The sequence below is a fragment of the Streptomyces sp. NBC_00162 genome (assembly GCF_024611995.1).
In the GTDB taxonomy this organism is placed as follows: Bacteria; Actinomycetota; Actinomycetes; order Streptomycetales; family Streptomycetaceae; genus Streptomyces.
Window position 1 is genome coordinate 8,179,084 of the sequence record NZ_CP102509.1, and the last position, 16,307, is coordinate 8,195,390.

Annotated in this window: 11 protein-coding genes and 2 pseudogenes; 7 read left to right on the forward strand and 6 right to left on the reverse strand. The window is 71.0% G+C overall.

Annotated elements, in window-relative coordinates:
• Positions 1–143 precede the first annotated feature (143 nt).
• The 5 genes from JIW86_RS37765 to JIW86_RS37785 all read left to right on the forward strand — a co-directional run bounded on the left by JIW86_RS37765 (position 144) and on the right by JIW86_RS37785 (position 4,132).
• Positions 144–788 carry a dihydrofolate reductase family protein gene (locus tag JIW86_RS37765; RefSeq protein WP_257558821.1) on the forward strand — a complete coding sequence of 215 codons (645 nt, stop codon included), beginning with the start codon at positions 144–146 and terminating at the stop codon, positions 786–788.
• A 16-nt stretch (positions 789–804) separates the two neighbouring features.
• Positions 805–1,158: an ectoine synthase gene (locus JIW86_RS42240; RefSeq protein ID WP_416237704.1), complete on the forward strand. Its 354-nt coding sequence runs from the start codon at positions 805–807 to the stop codon at positions 1,156–1,158.
• Between the two features lie 425 nt (positions 1,159–1,583).
• A protein-coding gene (locus tag JIW86_RS37775; protein ID WP_257552171.1) for an IS5 family transposase occupies positions 1,584–2,398 on the forward strand; the annotation gives its coding sequence in 2 pieces (ribosomal slippage) (positions 1,584–1,926 and positions 1,926–2,398; 816 coding nt in all).
• A 173-nt stretch (positions 2,399–2,571) separates the two neighbouring features.
• On the forward strand, positions 2,572–3,396 hold the full coding sequence (locus JIW86_RS37780) for a hypothetical protein (protein ID WP_257558822.1): 825 nt from the start codon (positions 2,572–2,574) through the stop codon (positions 3,394–3,396).
• Between the two features lie 100 nt (positions 3,397–3,496).
• On the forward strand, positions 3,497–4,132 hold the full coding sequence (locus JIW86_RS37785) for a class F sortase (protein ID WP_257558823.1): 636 nt from the start codon (positions 3,497–3,499) through the stop codon (positions 4,130–4,132).
• Between the two features lie 146 nt (positions 4,133–4,278).
• Here JIW86_RS37785 and JIW86_RS37790 read toward each other — a convergent pair whose 3' ends face one another.
• Both JIW86_RS37790 and JIW86_RS37795 read right to left on the reverse strand, forming a co-directional pair.
• On the reverse strand, positions 4,279–5,841 hold the full coding sequence (locus tag JIW86_RS37790) for a DUF4139 domain-containing protein (protein ID WP_257558824.1): 1,563 nt from the start codon (positions 5,839–5,841) through the stop codon (positions 4,279–4,281).
• Between the two features lie 8 nt (positions 5,842–5,849).
• Positions 5,850–7,954 (reverse strand): annotated as a pseudogene (locus JIW86_RS37795) (DUF4139 domain-containing protein).
• A gap of 718 nt (positions 7,955–8,672) precedes the next feature.
• Here JIW86_RS37795 and JIW86_RS42245 point away from each other — a divergent pair.
• A pseudogene (locus JIW86_RS42245) lies at positions 8,673–10,051 on the forward strand (DUF6777 domain-containing protein).
• 289 nt (positions 10,052–10,340) lie between these two features.
• Here JIW86_RS42245 and JIW86_RS37805 read toward each other — a convergent pair.
• From JIW86_RS37805 to JIW86_RS37815, 3 genes are all read right to left on the reverse strand, one after another.
• The gene (locus JIW86_RS37805) at positions 10,341–10,943 is read right to left on the reverse strand and encodes a lipase family protein (protein WP_416237643.1); all 603 of its coding nucleotides are present in this window, start codon (positions 10,941–10,943) and stop codon (positions 10,341–10,343) included.
• 677 nt (positions 10,944–11,620) lie between these two features.
• Positions 11,621–14,182, reverse strand: coding sequence for a DUF4157 domain-containing protein (locus JIW86_RS37810; RefSeq protein WP_257559601.1), 2,562 nt, complete (start codon positions 14,180–14,182; stop codon positions 11,621–11,623).
• Positions 14,183–14,661: 479 nt separating this feature from the next.
• A complete protein-coding gene (locus JIW86_RS37815) occupies positions 14,662–14,919 on the reverse strand; it encodes a hypothetical protein (protein ID WP_257558830.1) in 258 nt (85 codons plus the stop codon).
• Between the two features lie 189 nt (positions 14,920–15,108).
• Here JIW86_RS37815 and JIW86_RS37820 point away from each other — a divergent pair, with 189 nt between their 5' ends.
• The gene (locus JIW86_RS37820; protein WP_257558831.1) at positions 15,109–15,318 is read left to right on the forward strand and encodes a hypothetical protein; all 210 of its coding nucleotides are present in this window, start codon (positions 15,109–15,111) and stop codon (positions 15,316–15,318) included.
• Here JIW86_RS37820 and JIW86_RS37825 read toward each other — a convergent pair.
• Positions 15,290–16,252: a hypothetical protein gene (locus JIW86_RS37825; RefSeq protein WP_257558833.1), complete on the reverse strand. Its 963-nt coding sequence runs from the start codon at positions 16,250–16,252 to the stop codon at positions 15,290–15,292. The two genes, JIW86_RS37820 and JIW86_RS37825, sit on opposite strands and share 29 nt — an antisense overlap.
• Positions 16,253–16,307 lie beyond the last annotated feature (55 nt).

Below are 16,307 nucleotides of genomic sequence, written 5' to 3' on the forward strand. Positions count from 1 at the left end.
GACAGGTCCCCTCACCGTTCACCGGCGAGGCGGCCTCGTGGTCATTCCGCCCGACTGGGTGAAGCCGGCGTCGCGGCGATGAGTCTGCGGGCGCCCGCAGGTCTATCTCTTGACGGAGACAACCGACTCATCGGGAGTAAGCCATGGGCCTCATCCACATCGAGCTGTTCGCGACCCTCGACCTCGTCGGGCAGGCGCCCGGCGGCCCCGACGAGGACCCGGTGGGGTTCCCGTTCGGCGGCTGGCAGGCGCCCCTGCTGGACGAGGTCGCCGGGGCGCAGGTCGGTGCCGCGTACGAGGGCACGGACGCCCTTCTGCTCGGCCGGCGGACGTACGACATCTTCGCCGCCTACTGGCCGCATCAGGAGGGCGGCGAGGACAACGAGATCGCCACGCTCTTCAACAGCGTCCCGAAGTACGTGGCCTCCCGCGGCAGGCCCGACCTCTCGTGGGCCGGGTCCACGCAGCTGGGCCCGGACCTCGCCGACGCGGTGCGTGAGATCCGTGACCGGCACGAGCACGTGAAGGTCGTCGGGAGCCTGAACCTCGTTCAGACCCTCCTGCGCGAAAAGCTCTTCGACCGTCTCGACCTCTGGCTGCACCCGATCGTGCTCGGCGTCGGGAAGAAGGTGTTCGACGACGGCGCGGTGCCCACCAACGTCAGGCTCCTCGCACCCCCGGTAGCCAGCCCGAAGGGCACCGTGTACCTGCGCTACGGGCTCGCCGACGGCACTCCCGCGACGGGGGACATGAGCGCACCCGATCGCGGTGTCGGAAGCGAAGACTGAGGCCACCGCGCGCCTGGTGGGTCCGTGCCGCTGTGGAACGGGCACCGGGATACCGGCCGCCCCAGCTGCCCACCCTGCCCCGGGCCGGAGAGACCCGCAGGGCGGGCCAGGGTGGTTCGGGAGGCCGGCCCGACGACCGTCGGTTGTCCGTGGGCCGCCTGGTACGCGTCCGGCCGGGACGGAAACCTCGATCTGGTACGCCAACCACATCGAAGCGGTCGTCTGCCTGGAGGGCGAGGCCGAGCTCACCGACGAGGAAAGCGGCGAGCAGTACTGGATCAGGCCCGGAACCATGCACCCGCGACAACCGGCCCGCGTGACGCCAGTGCTGCCCCGCTGCCAGAGCCGCGGCGCCTGCCGCCCGGTGTAACGCCAGGGCTGTTCCGGCTGTTGTGCCCTCGGTGCCGGCCGCTGAACTGCTGCCGCGTCCGTACGCAGATACGCCCAGGCGGACCGGCCGGCCTCTCGTCGATGGCAGTACCGAGCGGTCCCAGGATCTGAGCACAGGGCGCTGATTTCTTAGCATCAGAGGCCAATTATTCGCCCGGCCGCCGCCAGACCGACTACAAAGGATCGGACCGGACCGGACCGAACACGGCGACGGGGATGATGGAGGAATGCCTTGCCCGCCTGTGCACATTCAGCAGCGAGGCTTGTTCATCGAGCTCCACATCGAGCCGCCTGCAGAATACGGGACTTCGCATTGTCGGGTTTCGCAACACCTTCGAGAACGGGCAGGCCCCGCCGGAGGTATAAGACCGTGTCCTACATGGCTCGTTGACCGTTGTGGTGGGCATGGGGAGTGGACGGTGGGGATGGATCGTTCCGGATGGACTGTGGGAGATAGTGCGGCCGTTGTTGCCGCCGGCACGGGTCCGGCCGCAAGGTGGCGGGATCGCGAACATCGATGATGAGGCGGTCTTCGCCGCCATCATCTACGTGCTGGTCAGCGGGTGCGCCTGGCGGGCCCTGCCTCCGTGCTTCGGGGCGTCGAAGTCGACTGTGCACCGCCGGTTTGTCATCTGGTCGCGGGCCGGGGTCTGGGGCCGGCTTCACCAGAAGGTCCTCCAGCTCCTGGACGAACAGGGCCTGGTCGACCTCTCCCGTTCGGTACTCGACTCCGCACACGTCCGCGCTAAAAAGGGGGCGAACTCACAGGTCCGAGTCCCGTGGACCGGGGCAAGTCAGGTTCCAAGATGCACGTCCTGTCGGACGCGGATGGACTGCCCCTACGCGTCGGACTCTCCGCGGCGAACACCCACGACAGCCTCGGGCTGAAGCCGATGCTGTCTCATTTCCACATGGGACACGAATCCCACGCAGCCGATTCCAAGCCGACACGACTCCACGCGGACAAGGCCTACGACATCCCCCACCTGCGGCGATGGCTCTGGGGCAAGCGGATCGGGGTCCGCATCGCCCGCAAGGGCATCGAGTCCAGCGAACGATTGGGTCGCCGCCGGTGGGTGATCGAGCGGACGATGTCCTGGCTTACCGGCTACCGCCGGCTCAACCACCGCTATGAGCGGAACCCCGGCAACTACCTGGCCTTTCTCGGCCTGGCCGCAGCCATCTGCTGCTACAAACGCTTCCTCAACCTCACCATGTAGGACACGGTCTAAGTCCGTAACGTGCGGGACTCGGTCGCGCCGGGAATCCGCCGAACGGAAGCGCTGCCGTTCGGCTCGGGGCGCCAAAGAAGGAGTGAGGCCCTCACCAGGGGCTCATTTCAACCGTACGATCTGCGATTCCCTCCCTGGGGATCCAGGGAACAGGAGCGAATGTGATAGTCAAGCGCACCGGTCGCCTCGCAATACTTGCCGCCGTACCCACCGCCGTGTTCCTGACTCTTGGATTTCCTGGACCCGCTCTCGCGGAGGGCGGAAAGGCCTACCAGATCGATCTGGCGCAACTGAACGAATCAGGCTCCAGCGGTACGGTCATGCTCAGCCTCAAAGGCAACCAACTCACCGTGCAAATCCAGTCCGAGGGCATGGTGCCCGGACAGCCGTCGGCCCAGCATCTGCACGGCTCGACGAAGGGGCACGACTTCCACTGCCCGGACGCCACCGACGACACCGACGGCGACGGGGTCCTCAGCAACACCGAGGCCACGCATGACTACGGCGACATCAACATCTCACTCACCACGGCCGGCGACACCAAGGCCACCAGCGGTCTCGCCGTGGAGCGGATGCCCGTCGCCGACAAGCAGGGCAAGGTCTCCTACAAGCGGACGATCGCCGTCGGCCAGGACGTGGTCGACCACATCAAGGACCTGCACGTCGTGCAGCACGGCATCGACCGCAACAAGAACGGCAAGTACGACTTCGAGGGGGCCGGCAAGAGCGAGCTCGACCCGAAGCTACCCCAGGAGGCCACGGCTCCGACCAACTGCGGAGAGGTCAAGGGCGCGGCTGTGGGGTCCATCCCGGTCGGCGGCATCGAGACCGGCGGCGGTTCTCCGCAGCACGCGGCCGTGCCGGTGACGGTGCGCGACGGTGCGGCGATCACCGTACTCGCCGTGGTGGCCGGCGTGGTGGCCGTCGTGCGGAAGAGGGCCGCTGTCGTCCCCGTCCGCGGGGAGACCACCGAGGGCGGCGCGTGAAGCCGGCCCCGGCGCTGGCCGCATCCGCCGCACGGCCCCTTCGCCGCCGGACCGCAGGCCCCCTGGTGGCCGCCGCCCTCGCCGGGCTGCTCCTCGCGGGGTGCGCCGGCCAGCACGCGGTGAAGCCCCCGCCCCTGAGGGGCAAGCCCTCCAGGGCGGGGCACCGGGGGCCGTCGGCGCCGCTCCCACCGGGAAGGCACCCGCCGACGGTGACTCCGCGTCACCCGAGGGCGGATCGCAGAGCGGTACGGGCACGGGTCCGGGCCAGGCCGGGCCCGTCCTCGCCCGGTCGGAGCCGCAGAAGATCACGATCCCCTCCCTCGGCCTGTCCAGCTCCCTGGAGACGCTGCGGCAGAACGCGGACGGCACCATGCAGACCCCGAAGGACCCCGCGCTCGCGGGCTGGTACGAGCCGGGTCCGACCCCCGGCTCCCAGGGACCGGCCGTCATCGCCGGGCATGTCACGTGGAACGGAGCATCCGCCGTGTTCGAGAAGCTGAAGACGATGAAGGCCGGTGACACCATCAAGGTGACCCGGCGGGACAGCAAGACGGTCACGTTCACGGTGGACCGGGTCGCGGAGTACCCGAAGGCCGAGTTCCCCACGCTGGAGGTCTACAAGAACCTCGACCACGCGGGCCTTCGCCTGGTCACCTGCGGCGGCGACTTCGACCCGAAGAAGCACTACTACGACAGCAACGTGGTGGTGTTCGCCCGTATGACGGGCGCCGCGTAGCCAGGCCGGCGGGGCCGGGAAAGTCGTCCGGCAGCCGCAGGGCCCCACTGCGGCTGCCGGATCCCGCCGGCCTCCTCGCGGATATGTCGGGTGCTCGGGTGCTTCCAGCAGGAGCCACAGTGCATGCGTGCAGTGGACTGCCCCGCTCAGAGCCCGGCGACTTTGGCGCTCGCCGAGAGCTCGTAGACGAGGGTGAGCGTGCGGCGGCCGCCGGGTGGAAGGGTGACGTCCCAGCGGGCGATGCCCTCGGTGTCGACCTCCTCGGGCGTCGGGGAGCAGGCATCCTTCCGCAGGCGTACCTCCACCGCCGAGACCTCGGAGACGGGGATCCGCTCCCGGAGCACGACCACGCGATCGCCGCGCTCCCCGGGGGCGGAGAAGCGGGACAGGTGCAGCCGGACCGTGCGGGTGACCACGGTCCGCTGCATGATTCCGGCGGAATCGCGGACCTCCTCGGTCTCCCGGACCACGGCGTGGTCGTCGCAGCTGCCGAAGGCGAGCTCGACGAGGCCGCCGGGAGCGGTGAAGTCCAGCGTGCCGCGGCCGCTGAATCCGCTGCCGCGGACCAGGTCCACCGGCCCGGCGAGCAGCGCGTGGCCGGACCGGTTGTCGAACTGCACCACCTGGGTGACCAGCGGAGACACCTCGGGCGAGCAGGCGTACTCGCTGCTCGCGGCCGTGGTGAAGACGGAGAGCGGCACGCGGTGGGCGCGGCCGTCCCCGGGCACGGAGACCGGCGCGGGGGAGCTCAGTACGCGGGCTTCGCCGCCGTCGTCCACCCCCGGCAGGCCGAGCATCGGGGCCGGGCCGAGCGCCCCGATCTCCTCCTCGCGCAGCTCGATGTCGACGGTGCGGCGCTCGGCTGCGGAGCGGTCCTTGAGCGTCAGCCGGTCCTCGCCCAGCCGTGGCGGGTCGGTGGCCAGCCCCGAGCGGGCGGTCGACAAGGTCAGCCGTACGTCCGACCAGTCCTCACCGGTGCGCTGCCAGACCATCGCCTCGGTCTCCAGCGTCAGGGCGTCCCCGTCGAGCACGGCCCGGTAGGCGGGCCGCCACAGCGCACACGGGGTGAGGTGGCTCAGGCGCAGTTCGGCCGGCCCGGCGGCCGTGGCCTCCACGGTCAACTCGATGTGGCCGACCAGCTCGGCGGGCTCCTCGTCGGAGACGTGCACGGCGTGCTGGACGTCCCGGAGTTCGGCGGCGAGGGCGGCCAGCCGGGCTTCCACGGTGCGCAGTTGTTCGCCGTGCGTATCGCGTTCGTCGTCCACCCGGTCCAGTTCGCGGGCCCAGCGGGTCCCTTCGGTCTCCCCGGAGCCGGCGCCCTCGCCGATCTCCCGCAGCAGATCGGCGGCGAGGCGGCCCAGCAGGCCGAGGCGGGCGTGCAGCCGGTCGCGTCGCCGCCCCAGGGCCAGCTGCTCCTCTCCGAGGGCGTGTACGCGGTGGCGCAGGGCGGAGTCGTCGTCGGCGGACGGCAGCGGCCCGCGGGGCGTCCAGCTGCGGACGATCCGCACGTCGAGCACGGTCGCGGGGGAACCGGCGGTCAGCTCCGCATGGAGGGTCCGGTCGACGGCCAGCGCGCTGACCGGCCCGAGACGCAGCCGTTGGACCCCCGCCGCCAGGTCGAGCACGACGGCGCGCTCGACATGGGCGCGATCCTCGAGGCACGTGACGGCGGTGACGGGGAGGGCGATCGGCTTCGGGGCCGTGGACATGGGGTGCGTCAGCTCCTGCGGTTGCCGCCGACCAGGGCCTTGCCGGTCGGGATGCGGATCTCGTAGCCGCCGTCGAGGGCGGCGGTGGCGCCTGCGGGCAGGTCCAGCCGCCAGACGCGGGTGCCCGGGGCCAGGTGCTCCGGCCCGGTGCCTTCCTCGGGTGTCGTCCAGTCGGCCCGTTCCTCGATCCGGACATCCGGTTCGGAGGTCACCGGCACCCGCTCGCGGACCTCGACGGTGACGGGACGCGCGAGCCGGTTCGCCAGCTCCACGTGGACGCGGTGGTCGAGCACGGTGGTGTTGTTGCGCAGGCCCGAGGTCGACTCGCGGAGGTTCGTACGGCGGGTGACCCGGATGCTTTCGGCGGGCCCGAGCCCCACCCGGCGGACACCGCCGGGGGCGAGCGTGGGCAGTGCGGCGGTCAGCAGGAAGTCGTCGTCGACGATGACCTCCACCGGTCCGGCCAGCAGTGCCTGGTCGGTTGCGTTGGAGAGCACCAACGTCGCGTACACGGTCTGCTCCACCGACGGCACGCAGAGGTACTCGGTGCGCAGGCCGACCGGGATCTCGGCGACGGTGACGGTGTGCCAGGTGCCGTCCGAGGGAACGTCGGCGCGGGCGGCGGCATCGAAGCGGTGGTCGAAGGACCCGGCCGACTCGCGCGGCCGCACGGCCTGTCCGGGCAGTGGCAGCGCGGCCACCGCCTCGGCGCGACGGCGGTGCTCGGCCGCCACCGGGTCGGTGGGGGAGCCGGGAAACAGCCGGCCCCGGCGAGCGCCCTGCTCGTCCGGGCCGCACAGCACGAGGGCGGCGTAGTCCAGCTCGGCGCCGCTCGGCCGCGGCGGACCGGTCACCGGTGCCGGAGAGGGGGCGGCGCAGCCCGGCCGGGAGCCGCAGGTGCCATGGGGGCGGGTGCTCCTGCGAAGGATCCGGCGCCGGTACGCGGCCTGGCGGCCGGTGGCGGCGGGGCCTGCCGCGCGAGGGTGGGCATCGCGCCGCCGTAGACCTCCGGGGAGAGCCCGTCGACGCCGCCGGGCATCGGGAACGCGGTCGGCGGACCGCCGTAGCCCTGCGGTGCCGGCGGCGGGGGAGGCGCCGGTGGCGGAACGGGACCGGATGCGGGGCCGCCCGCGGCAGCCAGGGAAGCGGATCCGGCCCCGACGGCGACAGGAGCGGCGGTCGGGGCAGGGCGCGGGCCGGCCGCCTCGTACCCGGCGAACAGGCCGGCGAGCCCCGCCGGAGGCTCGCGCCAGCCGGAAGGCGCGGGGGCGGCCTGACGGCGTCCGATGCGGATCGAGCGGAGCTTCGGCAGGCCGGTGCGGCGCCGGAGATCGGCGGTGGCCAGGGCTATGCGCACGCCGGTCCAGTCCTCGCCGGTCCGCTGGGCGACCGAGGCACGCAGCACCAGACGGCCGCTGCCGTCGCCCTGACGGTGAGTGAGCCGGTACGTCGGCACCCAGACGGCGCCCGGCACCCCGTACTCCAACTCCAGTTCCACCTCGGTGTCACCGGCGCCGTCGAGGGTCAGAACCGCGCAGGGAGTGGTCTCCACGTGCGCTGACGGTGCGTCGGTGGAGGCGCGGGCGAGCCGGTCGGCGGTGGCGGAGAGCTCGTGCCCGACGTCGCGCAGCGCCTCCTCCAGCTCGACGAGGCGGTCCTGCAGTCCCTTCAACCGCTCGTCGACGAAGTCGGCGAGCTCCAGCCACGCGTCGACCGGGGTGCGGCGGTGCGGGTCCTCGGGGCTGCGCTCGGGTGGGACCGGGTGGAGGGCCCTGACCTCCTCGATCCGGCTCAGCTGTCGGTCCCGGCGGCCCTGCGCTGCCGCGTACGCGTCGCTCAGCCGCTCCACCTCGCGCCGCAACGCGTCGGGCGTGCCCGTGCCGAGCGGCTCGGCCTCGACTTCCACCCTGGCCTCGGTGACGCGCACCCCGGGGGCGCCCAGGACTCGGGCCCGCAGCGAGCCGGGGTCCAGCGAGAGGGGCAGTCCCGTCACCCGCACCCGGCCGTCAGGCGGCACGACGCCCCGCGCCAGGCGGCGGCAGACCGCGCCCTGTGCGTACACCACGACCGAATCGAGGGTCGCGCCCCACCTGTGTGCCGTCTCTGCCCTCATGCGCCCCGCCCCCGCCGCGTCCATGCTGAGCGAAGCCTACGCCCTGGCGGTCGGCGTATCGCGTCGAGGCCCGACGCCGAAGACGACCGCGGCCCGACCTCCGTCCGCGCGTCGCGCCCCCATCTCCCATCGTCGTTCGTCACGCACTGGGGAAGCGGGCGAATCTGCCTAGTGAGGCCACTGTCGCCTGTCAAGTCCCGAAAATCCGCAACATGACGCCTACCGAGGCCAGGGGCTTAATCAAGACATGGGCTCACGCACGACAGGTGGGCCCAACCGCGTCCACTGGTGGAGAGAGGGGCCCGTCTGGCCGCCTTTTCATTTTTTCTCGCGGGAACGGAACTGCGATAAGGAGCCAGCGCATGCGAATAGTCGTGATTTTCCCGATGTCCTACGTCGGGGGGCGAGTGTCGTGAGCTCCCTTCCTCCTGCGTCCGAGCGCCCCACCGGCCCCCCGGCCGGTCCGCTGTCCGGTCGGCCGACCAATGGGCAGACTTCGCCGCCAGGGCCTCCACCATCAGCGGGGCCACCGCCTCCGCCGCCACCAGCACCTCCGCCCCCGCCGAGGTCTGCAGGTCCGCCGCCCGGCAGCGGCGAGTCAGGTGAGCCGGGCCGGCGCCGCCGAGGGTCGGCTCGGGGGTGGCGTTCGCGCGGAACCGTCCTGAGTGCGAGCACTGCGGTGGTCTTGGCGACGGCGGTGGTCTTCGCCGTCACCGTCATGGGCGGGAACAAGGCAGCCGGCGGAGAGGTCTTCCTCACGGCCGCCTCGGCGGCCGGCCCCGATCCGTTCACCCCCTCGACGGCCACGGAGTCCAAGGACGCCGGAGTCACACCCGCGACCGCGGGCAAGGCAAAGGACGGTACGAGCGGGACGCGCACCCTCGAGGTCAACGGTGCGCACCCGGGGCTGTACGGGGGCACGCGGAACGTCGCGAGCTGCGACGTCGAGAGGCAGATCACGTTCCTCACGCAGCAATCGGACAAGGGGAAGGCCTTCGCCGCCCCCCTGGGCATCCGACAGCCCGACATCCCCTCCTATCTACGGTCTCTGACGCCCGTTCAGCTGGGCTGGGACACCCGGGTCACCAACCACGGGTACAGGAACGGCGCGTCCACTGGCTATCAGGCGATCCTGCAGGCCGGCACGCCCGTCCTGGTCGACGACCGCGGCATGCCTCGAGTCCGCTGCTCCTGCGGCAACCCCTGACCCCGCCCGTCGCCGTCAAGGGCAGGCAGACCTACAGGGGCAAGGCGTGGCCATCGTTCCAGTCCTCCGATCGCGTTGCGGTCAAACCCGCCGAGAAGCCGGTGAAGACCGTCACGATGTTCGACCAGGACCGCAAGGGATGGTATGGGCGCCAGAGCGGCGACGTGTGGGGCAGGCATGACCGCGAGATACCTCCGCCGGAGGGCCGCACACCCGACTCGCCGTACCCGGTCCTGCCCTCGCCCCATCCGGGATCAGTGGAGAAGTCCACGGACAAGGACAAGGACAGGGAGCCCGACAGGGACGGCAACAAGGAGAACGACCCAGCCCAGCACCCAGGCAAGGACCCCGGCCATACGCCGGACCGGGTGCCTGGGAAGGAGCCTGGCGGCGAGCCGGGCAATAGGCCGGGCCTGGACCCGGACCCCGGCAAGGCGTCGGACCAAGGTTCGGGGAGGGAGCCAGGTAGGAATCCCGGCCACGAGTCGGGCGACGGCCCGGGCCAGGACCCGGGGAAGGATCTCGGCCATACGCCGGACCGGGTGCCTGGGAAGGAGCCTGGCGGCGAGCCGGGCAGCAAGCCGGGCCAGGACCCGGACCCCGGCAAGGCGTCGGACCAAGGTTCGGGGAGGGAGCCCGGCAGGAATCCCGGCCACGAGTCGGGCGACGGCCCGGGCCAGGACCCGGGGAAGGATCTCGGCCATACGCCGGATCGGGTGCCTGGGAAGGAGCCTGGCGGCGAGCCGGGCAGCAAGCCGGGCCAGGACCCGGACCCTGGCAAGGCGTCGGACCAAGGTTCGGGGAGGGAGCCCGGCAGGAATCCCGGCCACGAGTCGGGCGACGAGTCGGGCCAGCACCCGGGGAAGGGCCGGGGTCAGAACGCCACGTAATCCGGACGGCCTTGTGGGCGGACCGACGAAGGCGCCTGACTCGGACAAATATCCAGGTCACGTGGCAGTCGGTCTTGTCGAACCGAGGCCGACGGCCGGCCCGTACAGCGCGGAGGGGTGGCGGCCGTCCAGTGGACGGGCCGTTCTCGCTTCGGGCGTGTGCTGGGGGGCGAGGCGGTCGAGACGTCGGCAAGCCAGGCCGCCCGCAGCCCACGTCCGACGGCTTCACCCGGTTGTGGCGGCCGAGTTGCTCCCTGCCGACTGCCAGGACGCCGCGCCCTGCCGGATTTCAGGCGAGGTTTTTCTCCAGCGCTGTGACGTACTGCTTGACGGCGTGGTCGCGCAGGGCGTCGCCGGCGGGGGCCAACAGGTCGGCGGTGGCGCCTTTGACCCGGTCGGTGAGGCTTCCCAGCAGCGGCATCGAGGAGCGGACGCGGCCTGTGGAGTCGATGTAGTGCAGAGTGTCGGCGTGGGTGTAGGCAGGCTCGGGCGGCAGCTGGGGGACGATGTCGTTGTTGTTGACGTAGCGGTGCAGGCGGTCCTTGAAGCCCCTGTTGCAGGAGGCAGCCAGCAGCCGGTCGCAGGTGCGGGGCTGGCCGTAGGTGTAGATGCCGTCGGCCTGCAGGCGCGGCTCTTCCAGATACATGCGGCAGCCGGCGAGCATCGCGAGGGCGCCGCCGAGGCTGTGGCCGGTGAACCACACGCTCTGGTCGTTGTCCCGCAGGTCGGCGAGGGCGTCCTTGACCGTGGGGAAGACGGAGTCGAGGGCTTGGCCGAAGCCGTAGTGGATGTAGCCGGTCTTTCCCGGTCCTGGCCAGGGCGGGGTGGTGGCGTCGGAGAGCCAGTCGCGGATCTGCGCCGGCTCGGTGCCCCGGAACCCGGTGATGATCATTTTGTCGCTGGCGATCGTGTACGCCTGAGTGTCCTCCGGCGGGAAGGGCGGCGTGAACCGGGTGTGGTGGTGCCGGGTCCGGTTGAAGCCCCATTCGCGGGCGGTGGTGTCGATGGTGCTCTCGTTCTTGTAGGCCAGCCCGGATAGGCGGTGACCGGGCCGGGGATGCCGCCAGGGTGCGGCCGACGCTAGCGACCGGCCGGTGCCGCGGCGGGGAGGGTGAGGTGCAGGAACGGTCCACCCTCACCCGGACGGCCAGGCATCGGACCGTCGTCGGTATCGCGCGCCACACTCTGCTTGTGCCGAGGAGTCGGGGGCCCTGGCCGGCCGAGCAGCGAAAGGCGTGGGCCGGCTCGGACGGGGCTTGCCTAGGGCGGGCGGCTGTGTCGGCCCGCGTACCTGACGGCCTGCTGCCGCGTGTGTGCGGGCCGCGGGGCTGTGGCGGGCGAACAGTTCGCTGATCGCCGGCATCCGGATGCGGACGTGAGGTGAGCTGGTGCAGGTCGTTCCGGTACTCGTCGACTTCGCCGGCGGTGAGAAGCTCGTCGAAGGCCAGGCACTCGTCCCGGTCGAACGCGGCGATGTACCCGGCGAGTCCACCCGAGTGGGCCGGGCGCCCCGGGAGACGGAACTGGGCGGCACCCGATGGGTGCCGCCCAGTTCCGTCGGAAAAGCTGCTACTCGCTGCCCGGGAGTCCGAGGAGGTGGTCGACGAAGCTCTTGTAGGCATCGGGCTTCCGGTAGTCCGATTTGAGCTTCTCTTCCCTGCTCTGCAGACCGGAGGCGAGGTCGGTCTTCATCAGGAAGTCGCGCAGGTGCTGCCCGCCGATCCAGCGGCCGAGGTCCTTGGTGGCGGAGGCCTGGTCGCTGAAAGCCCCCATCCTGCCTTCCTGCTGCATGTTCTGCAGAGCTGCCGCCGCGGCCTTGAACTGGGGCTGGCCGGGTCCCGGTGTACCCCGCTGGTCGAAGTCCCGGCTGACGGCGGCGATGCTGTCGATGTCCGGCTGCTTGACCCCGGCGCCGGCGTACAGCGACTGCCGGAACGCCTTGCTCTGCTCCATGCCGATGCTCTCGTACATGATGGTCTTGCCGGCCGACAGCGCCTCGGAGGTGCTCTGGTTGCCGGTCGTCATCACGATCGGCTCGCTCGCCTTGATCAGCGTCAGCATGTCGTCGTGCGGGACCCGTTCGGTCGTGATCCAGTGCATTGTCTTGCCGGCGCCGCCGGTGTCCTGGACCGTGATCGTCGGGGCCGGTTTCTCGGAGGACACCTCCACCAGCCGGATCTTGGCCACCCCGAGCCCCGCGAGGTCGCGCTTCATGGTGTCGTCGAGCGCCGGCATCTGCGTGGGCGAGGACTGGACGACGTGCACGTCGTTGTTGTTGCCGTTTTCGACCTCGGCCACGGTGAGCGCGAACCGCATCGCGCTCTTGTTGGAGTAGGCGAAGTACAGCCGGGAAGTGGCGGCGGCAGCATACTCCTTCGCCGCCTGCTCCTGGTCTTCCGGGAAGAGCGCGGTCAGTAGACCTTTGGACTTGAGCGCCTGGAGGTTCTCCAACCGGGCGGCCCGCTTGTTCTCCTCGCCCGCAATGCTGTCCTGGTTCTGTTTGTAGGACCGCAGACCGGCGTCGAAGGTGATACCGACCTCTCCGGCACCGAGTCCGGTGGTGTAGCCGGTCCCGGCGGCGCCAGGCGGTAGCGACTCCTTCTTGGAGTACTCGGTCATCGCGGAGACCGTGCTGCCCCATTTGTGGACGCTCTGCTGGAAGTTCTTGGTAGCGGCCAGCTGCGGGGCAACGACCGTGTGGGTGGGGGCCTTGCCGGGACCGAGTTGCGGAGCGGTGGGAGTGGCGCCGTCGAGCACCGTGAACGGGTGGCCGGAGTCGTTGAAAACGCCTGGCTGCTTCTTGTGCGCTGCCTCGGCGGTCAGCAGTGCGATGTCGTTCTTGTTCTCCTCGGTCCGCGGGAAGTTCTCGCGCAACGCGTCGGCGGTCTTGACGCCCAGCATCAGGTCGCCCCTGCCCTGGGCCTCATGGGTGAAGACCGCGATGGGTGCCCGGCCGGTCCACTCCAGGCAGCTGTAGAGCTGGTCGATGAGGTGCGGCATGATCTGGGCCTTGTTGTTGAGCCTCACGGATCCGGCCATCTGCTGGAACACCGCGTCGTTCAACTGGCTTGCGGCCCGTCGGCGCAGGTACTTGCGGGGAGCGGCGCGCTCCATCTCCAGTTCGTCCCGGGCCTGCGCGGAGTTCGCCGCGAAGTCCTCCACCGAGACCTGCTCGGCGACCCCCTTCTCCCGCTCCTCGACCGGCACTGGAGGCGCGGTGGTGTGGGCGTGCGGTGCCGGGGCCTGCGTCGAGGGGACCTGCTGCTGGGTGGCCGTGGAGCTCGACTGCTGCCCGGCCGTGGTGAGCCCGGTCGGTTTGGGCTTGGGCTTGGGCGCCGGCCGCAGGGGTCGGGCCGGGGTGGTCGTGGCCGGGGTGGTGGACGCCGGAACAACCCCCGAAGCCGACGTGTCCCCGGACTGCTGCGGCGGCTGGAGACCCAGCGCCGACGCGAGGCCGCCGAGGCTGTCGTAGGCCGTCGCGCCGGTACGTGCCGCGTTGACCGCACTCCACTTCGGTGCCGAACCCGGGACCTGCTCCTTCAGCTCCCTGATCGCCTGAGCGGTGTCGTAACTGCTCAGGTCACCCTGGAAGACCCGCTGCACGGGGGGCGACGACGCGGAGTCCCCACCGCCCGACGCTGGGGGCGCGTCGGCGCCCGAGAGGCCGCCCTGCGGGGCGGGGCGGCTCATCACCCGACGGGCGTTGGCCTCTGCCTCCCGCTCGAACCGGTCGGAAGGGTCCGACACCCGCAGGCCCGCACCGTTGTCAGCGCCGGCGACCGGCCCCTGCCGCTGCTGAATGACGTGCGTCAACTCGTGAGCCAGGGTCTGCTTGTCGGCGCCGCCCTGGCCGACGACCACATGGCTGCCCGAGGTGTAGGCGCGGGCACCGACTTCGGCTGCGGAGGCCTTCGCGGCGCTGTCGGTGTGGATGCGGACGTCCGAGAAGTCCGCCCCGAGGCGGGATTCCATGTCCGTGCGGGTGGCGTCGTCCAGGGGCCGGCCGGGGGCGCGCAGGACGTCGTGGACGGCGGAGCGCTGCACGGCGGGCTGTGCGGTGCTCTGGTGGCCGCAACTGTCACTGTGCTGGTGCTCTTCCAGGGCCCGTTGATGGCCGGCCTGCCGGAGCATCTGGACCACGGCTGCGTTGCCCGCCGTACTCTGCAGCGCGAGCAGTCCCTGCGGTCCTGACTCGCCCCGTCCCTGCGCGGCGGACGCCCCCTCATTGAGGCGGGGCCCTGGTCCGGCTTCCTCTCGTCGCCCGATCTGTCGTTGCGCTGCGTCCGCACTGAGCACCATCCCCACGGTTAACGTTGCAAGTTTCCTTGATACACGCGGGTGGCGGCGTACGACGAAGGCTGCGGGGGCAGACCTTGGCGCCCAATCGGGCAATGACCGGTGGCTCTGTTCACGAGAACCTCGCGTCCAAAGCCACTTGGGGGACTCGAGCTTGCGGCCGCTCGACGCCCGTCATCTCTGTCAAGCGCCTGACCCGTGTGGGCGGGGGCGGGTTCGGAGCGGAACGAGCCCTGGCGAAGGCACCGCCTACCAGCGGCTGAGGTACGCCGAAGGGCAGTCCGGGTAACCGCGACCCGCCCCATCCGTCCGCGCTACGGATTGCAGAAGTCGTCCACCGCTTCCTGGCGGTCCTTCTGTTCCTTTCGCGCCGCTTTCCAGTTGGCCAGGGCCTGGCCGACCTCGGCCTTCTGGGCCTCGATCGCCGCCGTGTCCGGGGGCTGTGCGGCTTCCAACTCGCCTAGCTTGCGCTCGGCGTCGTTCAGCTCCTTCAGCTTGCGTTTTGTCTCCAGTTTGGCCTTTGCAAAGGCGTCCTTGGCCTTCTGGCACAGAGTCGCCGCATCGCCCGGCATCTGTCCTCCTCGGGGAACCCGCTCGACGTACGGAGCTGGATCGGGTGCCGCCCTCGCGCAGTATGAACGGACGCGGCCGCCGCCGTCCCACAAGCTAGTACTCGTCCCGCTCCAGGCCGTGGAACCCGGCTATGCGCGGGGTGAAGTTGTGCTGTTTGGCGGACACACCCGGGGCCGTGGTGCAGCGGTATGCCGGGAGCTGTCGGTCCGGTGGCGGTGGCCCGCCGGAAGCCGGGAGTCCGCTCCAAGCGCAAGCAGTGGCGCGGCCTGGCCACTCGCTACGACAAGAGCGCGACCATCTACCTCGCCCTCGGCGCGCCGCCCGGTGAACGGCCACGCGGCGCGGACGGACGGCGGACGGCGGGAGGCGTCAGCGTCGCAGAGCCGTACGGAGCGTGAGTCCGTGGTTGCGTCGCAGCCGGTACAGCTCCCAGCAGGACAGGGCCGTCACCGTGACAGGGGCGCCGAGGATGAAGGCCACCCGGGCACCCGTCGGGACCTGGTGGTAGGCCCCGGTGATCACGTCCAGTAGCGCCATCTCCCACACCAGGACGCAGGCGAGGATCGGCGGCAGCACTTCGTGGATGTCGGCGGTGCGGAAGACGTGCACCAGCGACAGGCCGATGCCGTAGAGGGCGAAGCCGATCGACCACAGGCACAGCACGGCGATGACGATCTTCCCGGGCATCCCCACGGCATCCCGCAGACCCGCCAACTCCGGGGCCATGGCGAGGGCGGCGGTGCCCATGGACATCATGATGGCCAATACCGAGCCGAGCGGGCGCAGGGTCCGACGCAGGTACACCCGGCGCAGCCCGTCCCGCGCGGCTGCCACGAAGGCGCCGACCACCAGGGGGAAGGTGCAGACGAGTACCAGGACGCTGGACCAGCTCTGGTCGAGGCGTTCGCTCGCCACGCCCTGGACGTCGGTGGCGCTCGCGACGGCGTTGTAGGTGACCATCAGGCCCACCCAGGCGAGGAGTCCCAGCCCGGTCCGCCACAACTGGAGCTTGCGGACCTCCCGGTCCTCGACGATCCCGGGGCGCGAGGGCCGGAAGGTCCGCTGGGCGGCGTACAGGGGGTTGTAGAGGCCGCGCAGGATGTTCCGGGCTCGCGACGGCTCTGCTCGCGGAGGCGGGATCGGCGGGTAGGTCGGCGCGTACGGGTATCCCGGCGGCGGGCCGGGCTGTGCGTACGGGTATCCCGGCGGCGGGCCGGATTGTGCGTACGGGTATCCCTGCGGGGGGACCGGTGGAGCGTAGGGGTGTCCCTGAGGCGGGTTCGCGGCGCCGCCCGCCGGGTCACCGTACCCACCGCTGCCGTAACCGCTCATGCCACGTACCCCCGATGTCCTGCCCGGTCGAACCCAGGCATCCTAGGCCCTGCCC

Coding starts and splice junctions, on each gene's coding strand:
- JIW86_RS37765 (WP_257558821.1), top strand. CDS start 144: ATGGGCCTCATCCACATCGAGCTGTTCGCGACCCTCGACCTCGTCGGG.
- JIW86_RS37790 (WP_257558824.1), bottom strand. CDS start 5,841: ATGTCCACGGCCCCGAAGCCGATCGCCCTCCCCGTCACCGCCGTCACG.
- JIW86_RS37805 (WP_416237643.1), bottom strand. CDS start 10,943: ATGATCATCACCGGGTTCCGGGGCACCGAGCCGGCGCAGATCCGCGAC.
- JIW86_RS37810 (WP_257559601.1), bottom strand. CDS start 14,182: ATGCTCCGGCAGGCCGGCCATCAACGGGCCCTGGAAGAGCACCAGCAC.
- JIW86_RS37815 (WP_257558830.1), bottom strand. CDS start 14,919: ATGCCGGGCGATGCGGCGACTCTGTGCCAGAAGGCCAAGGACGCCTTT.
- JIW86_RS37820 (WP_257558831.1), top strand. CDS start 15,109: ATGCCGGGAGCTGTCGGTCCGGTGGCGGTGGCCCGCCGGAAGCCGGGA.
- JIW86_RS37825 (WP_257558833.1), bottom strand. CDS start 16,252: ATGAGCGGTTACGGCAGCGGTGGGTACGGTGACCCGGCGGGCGGCGCC.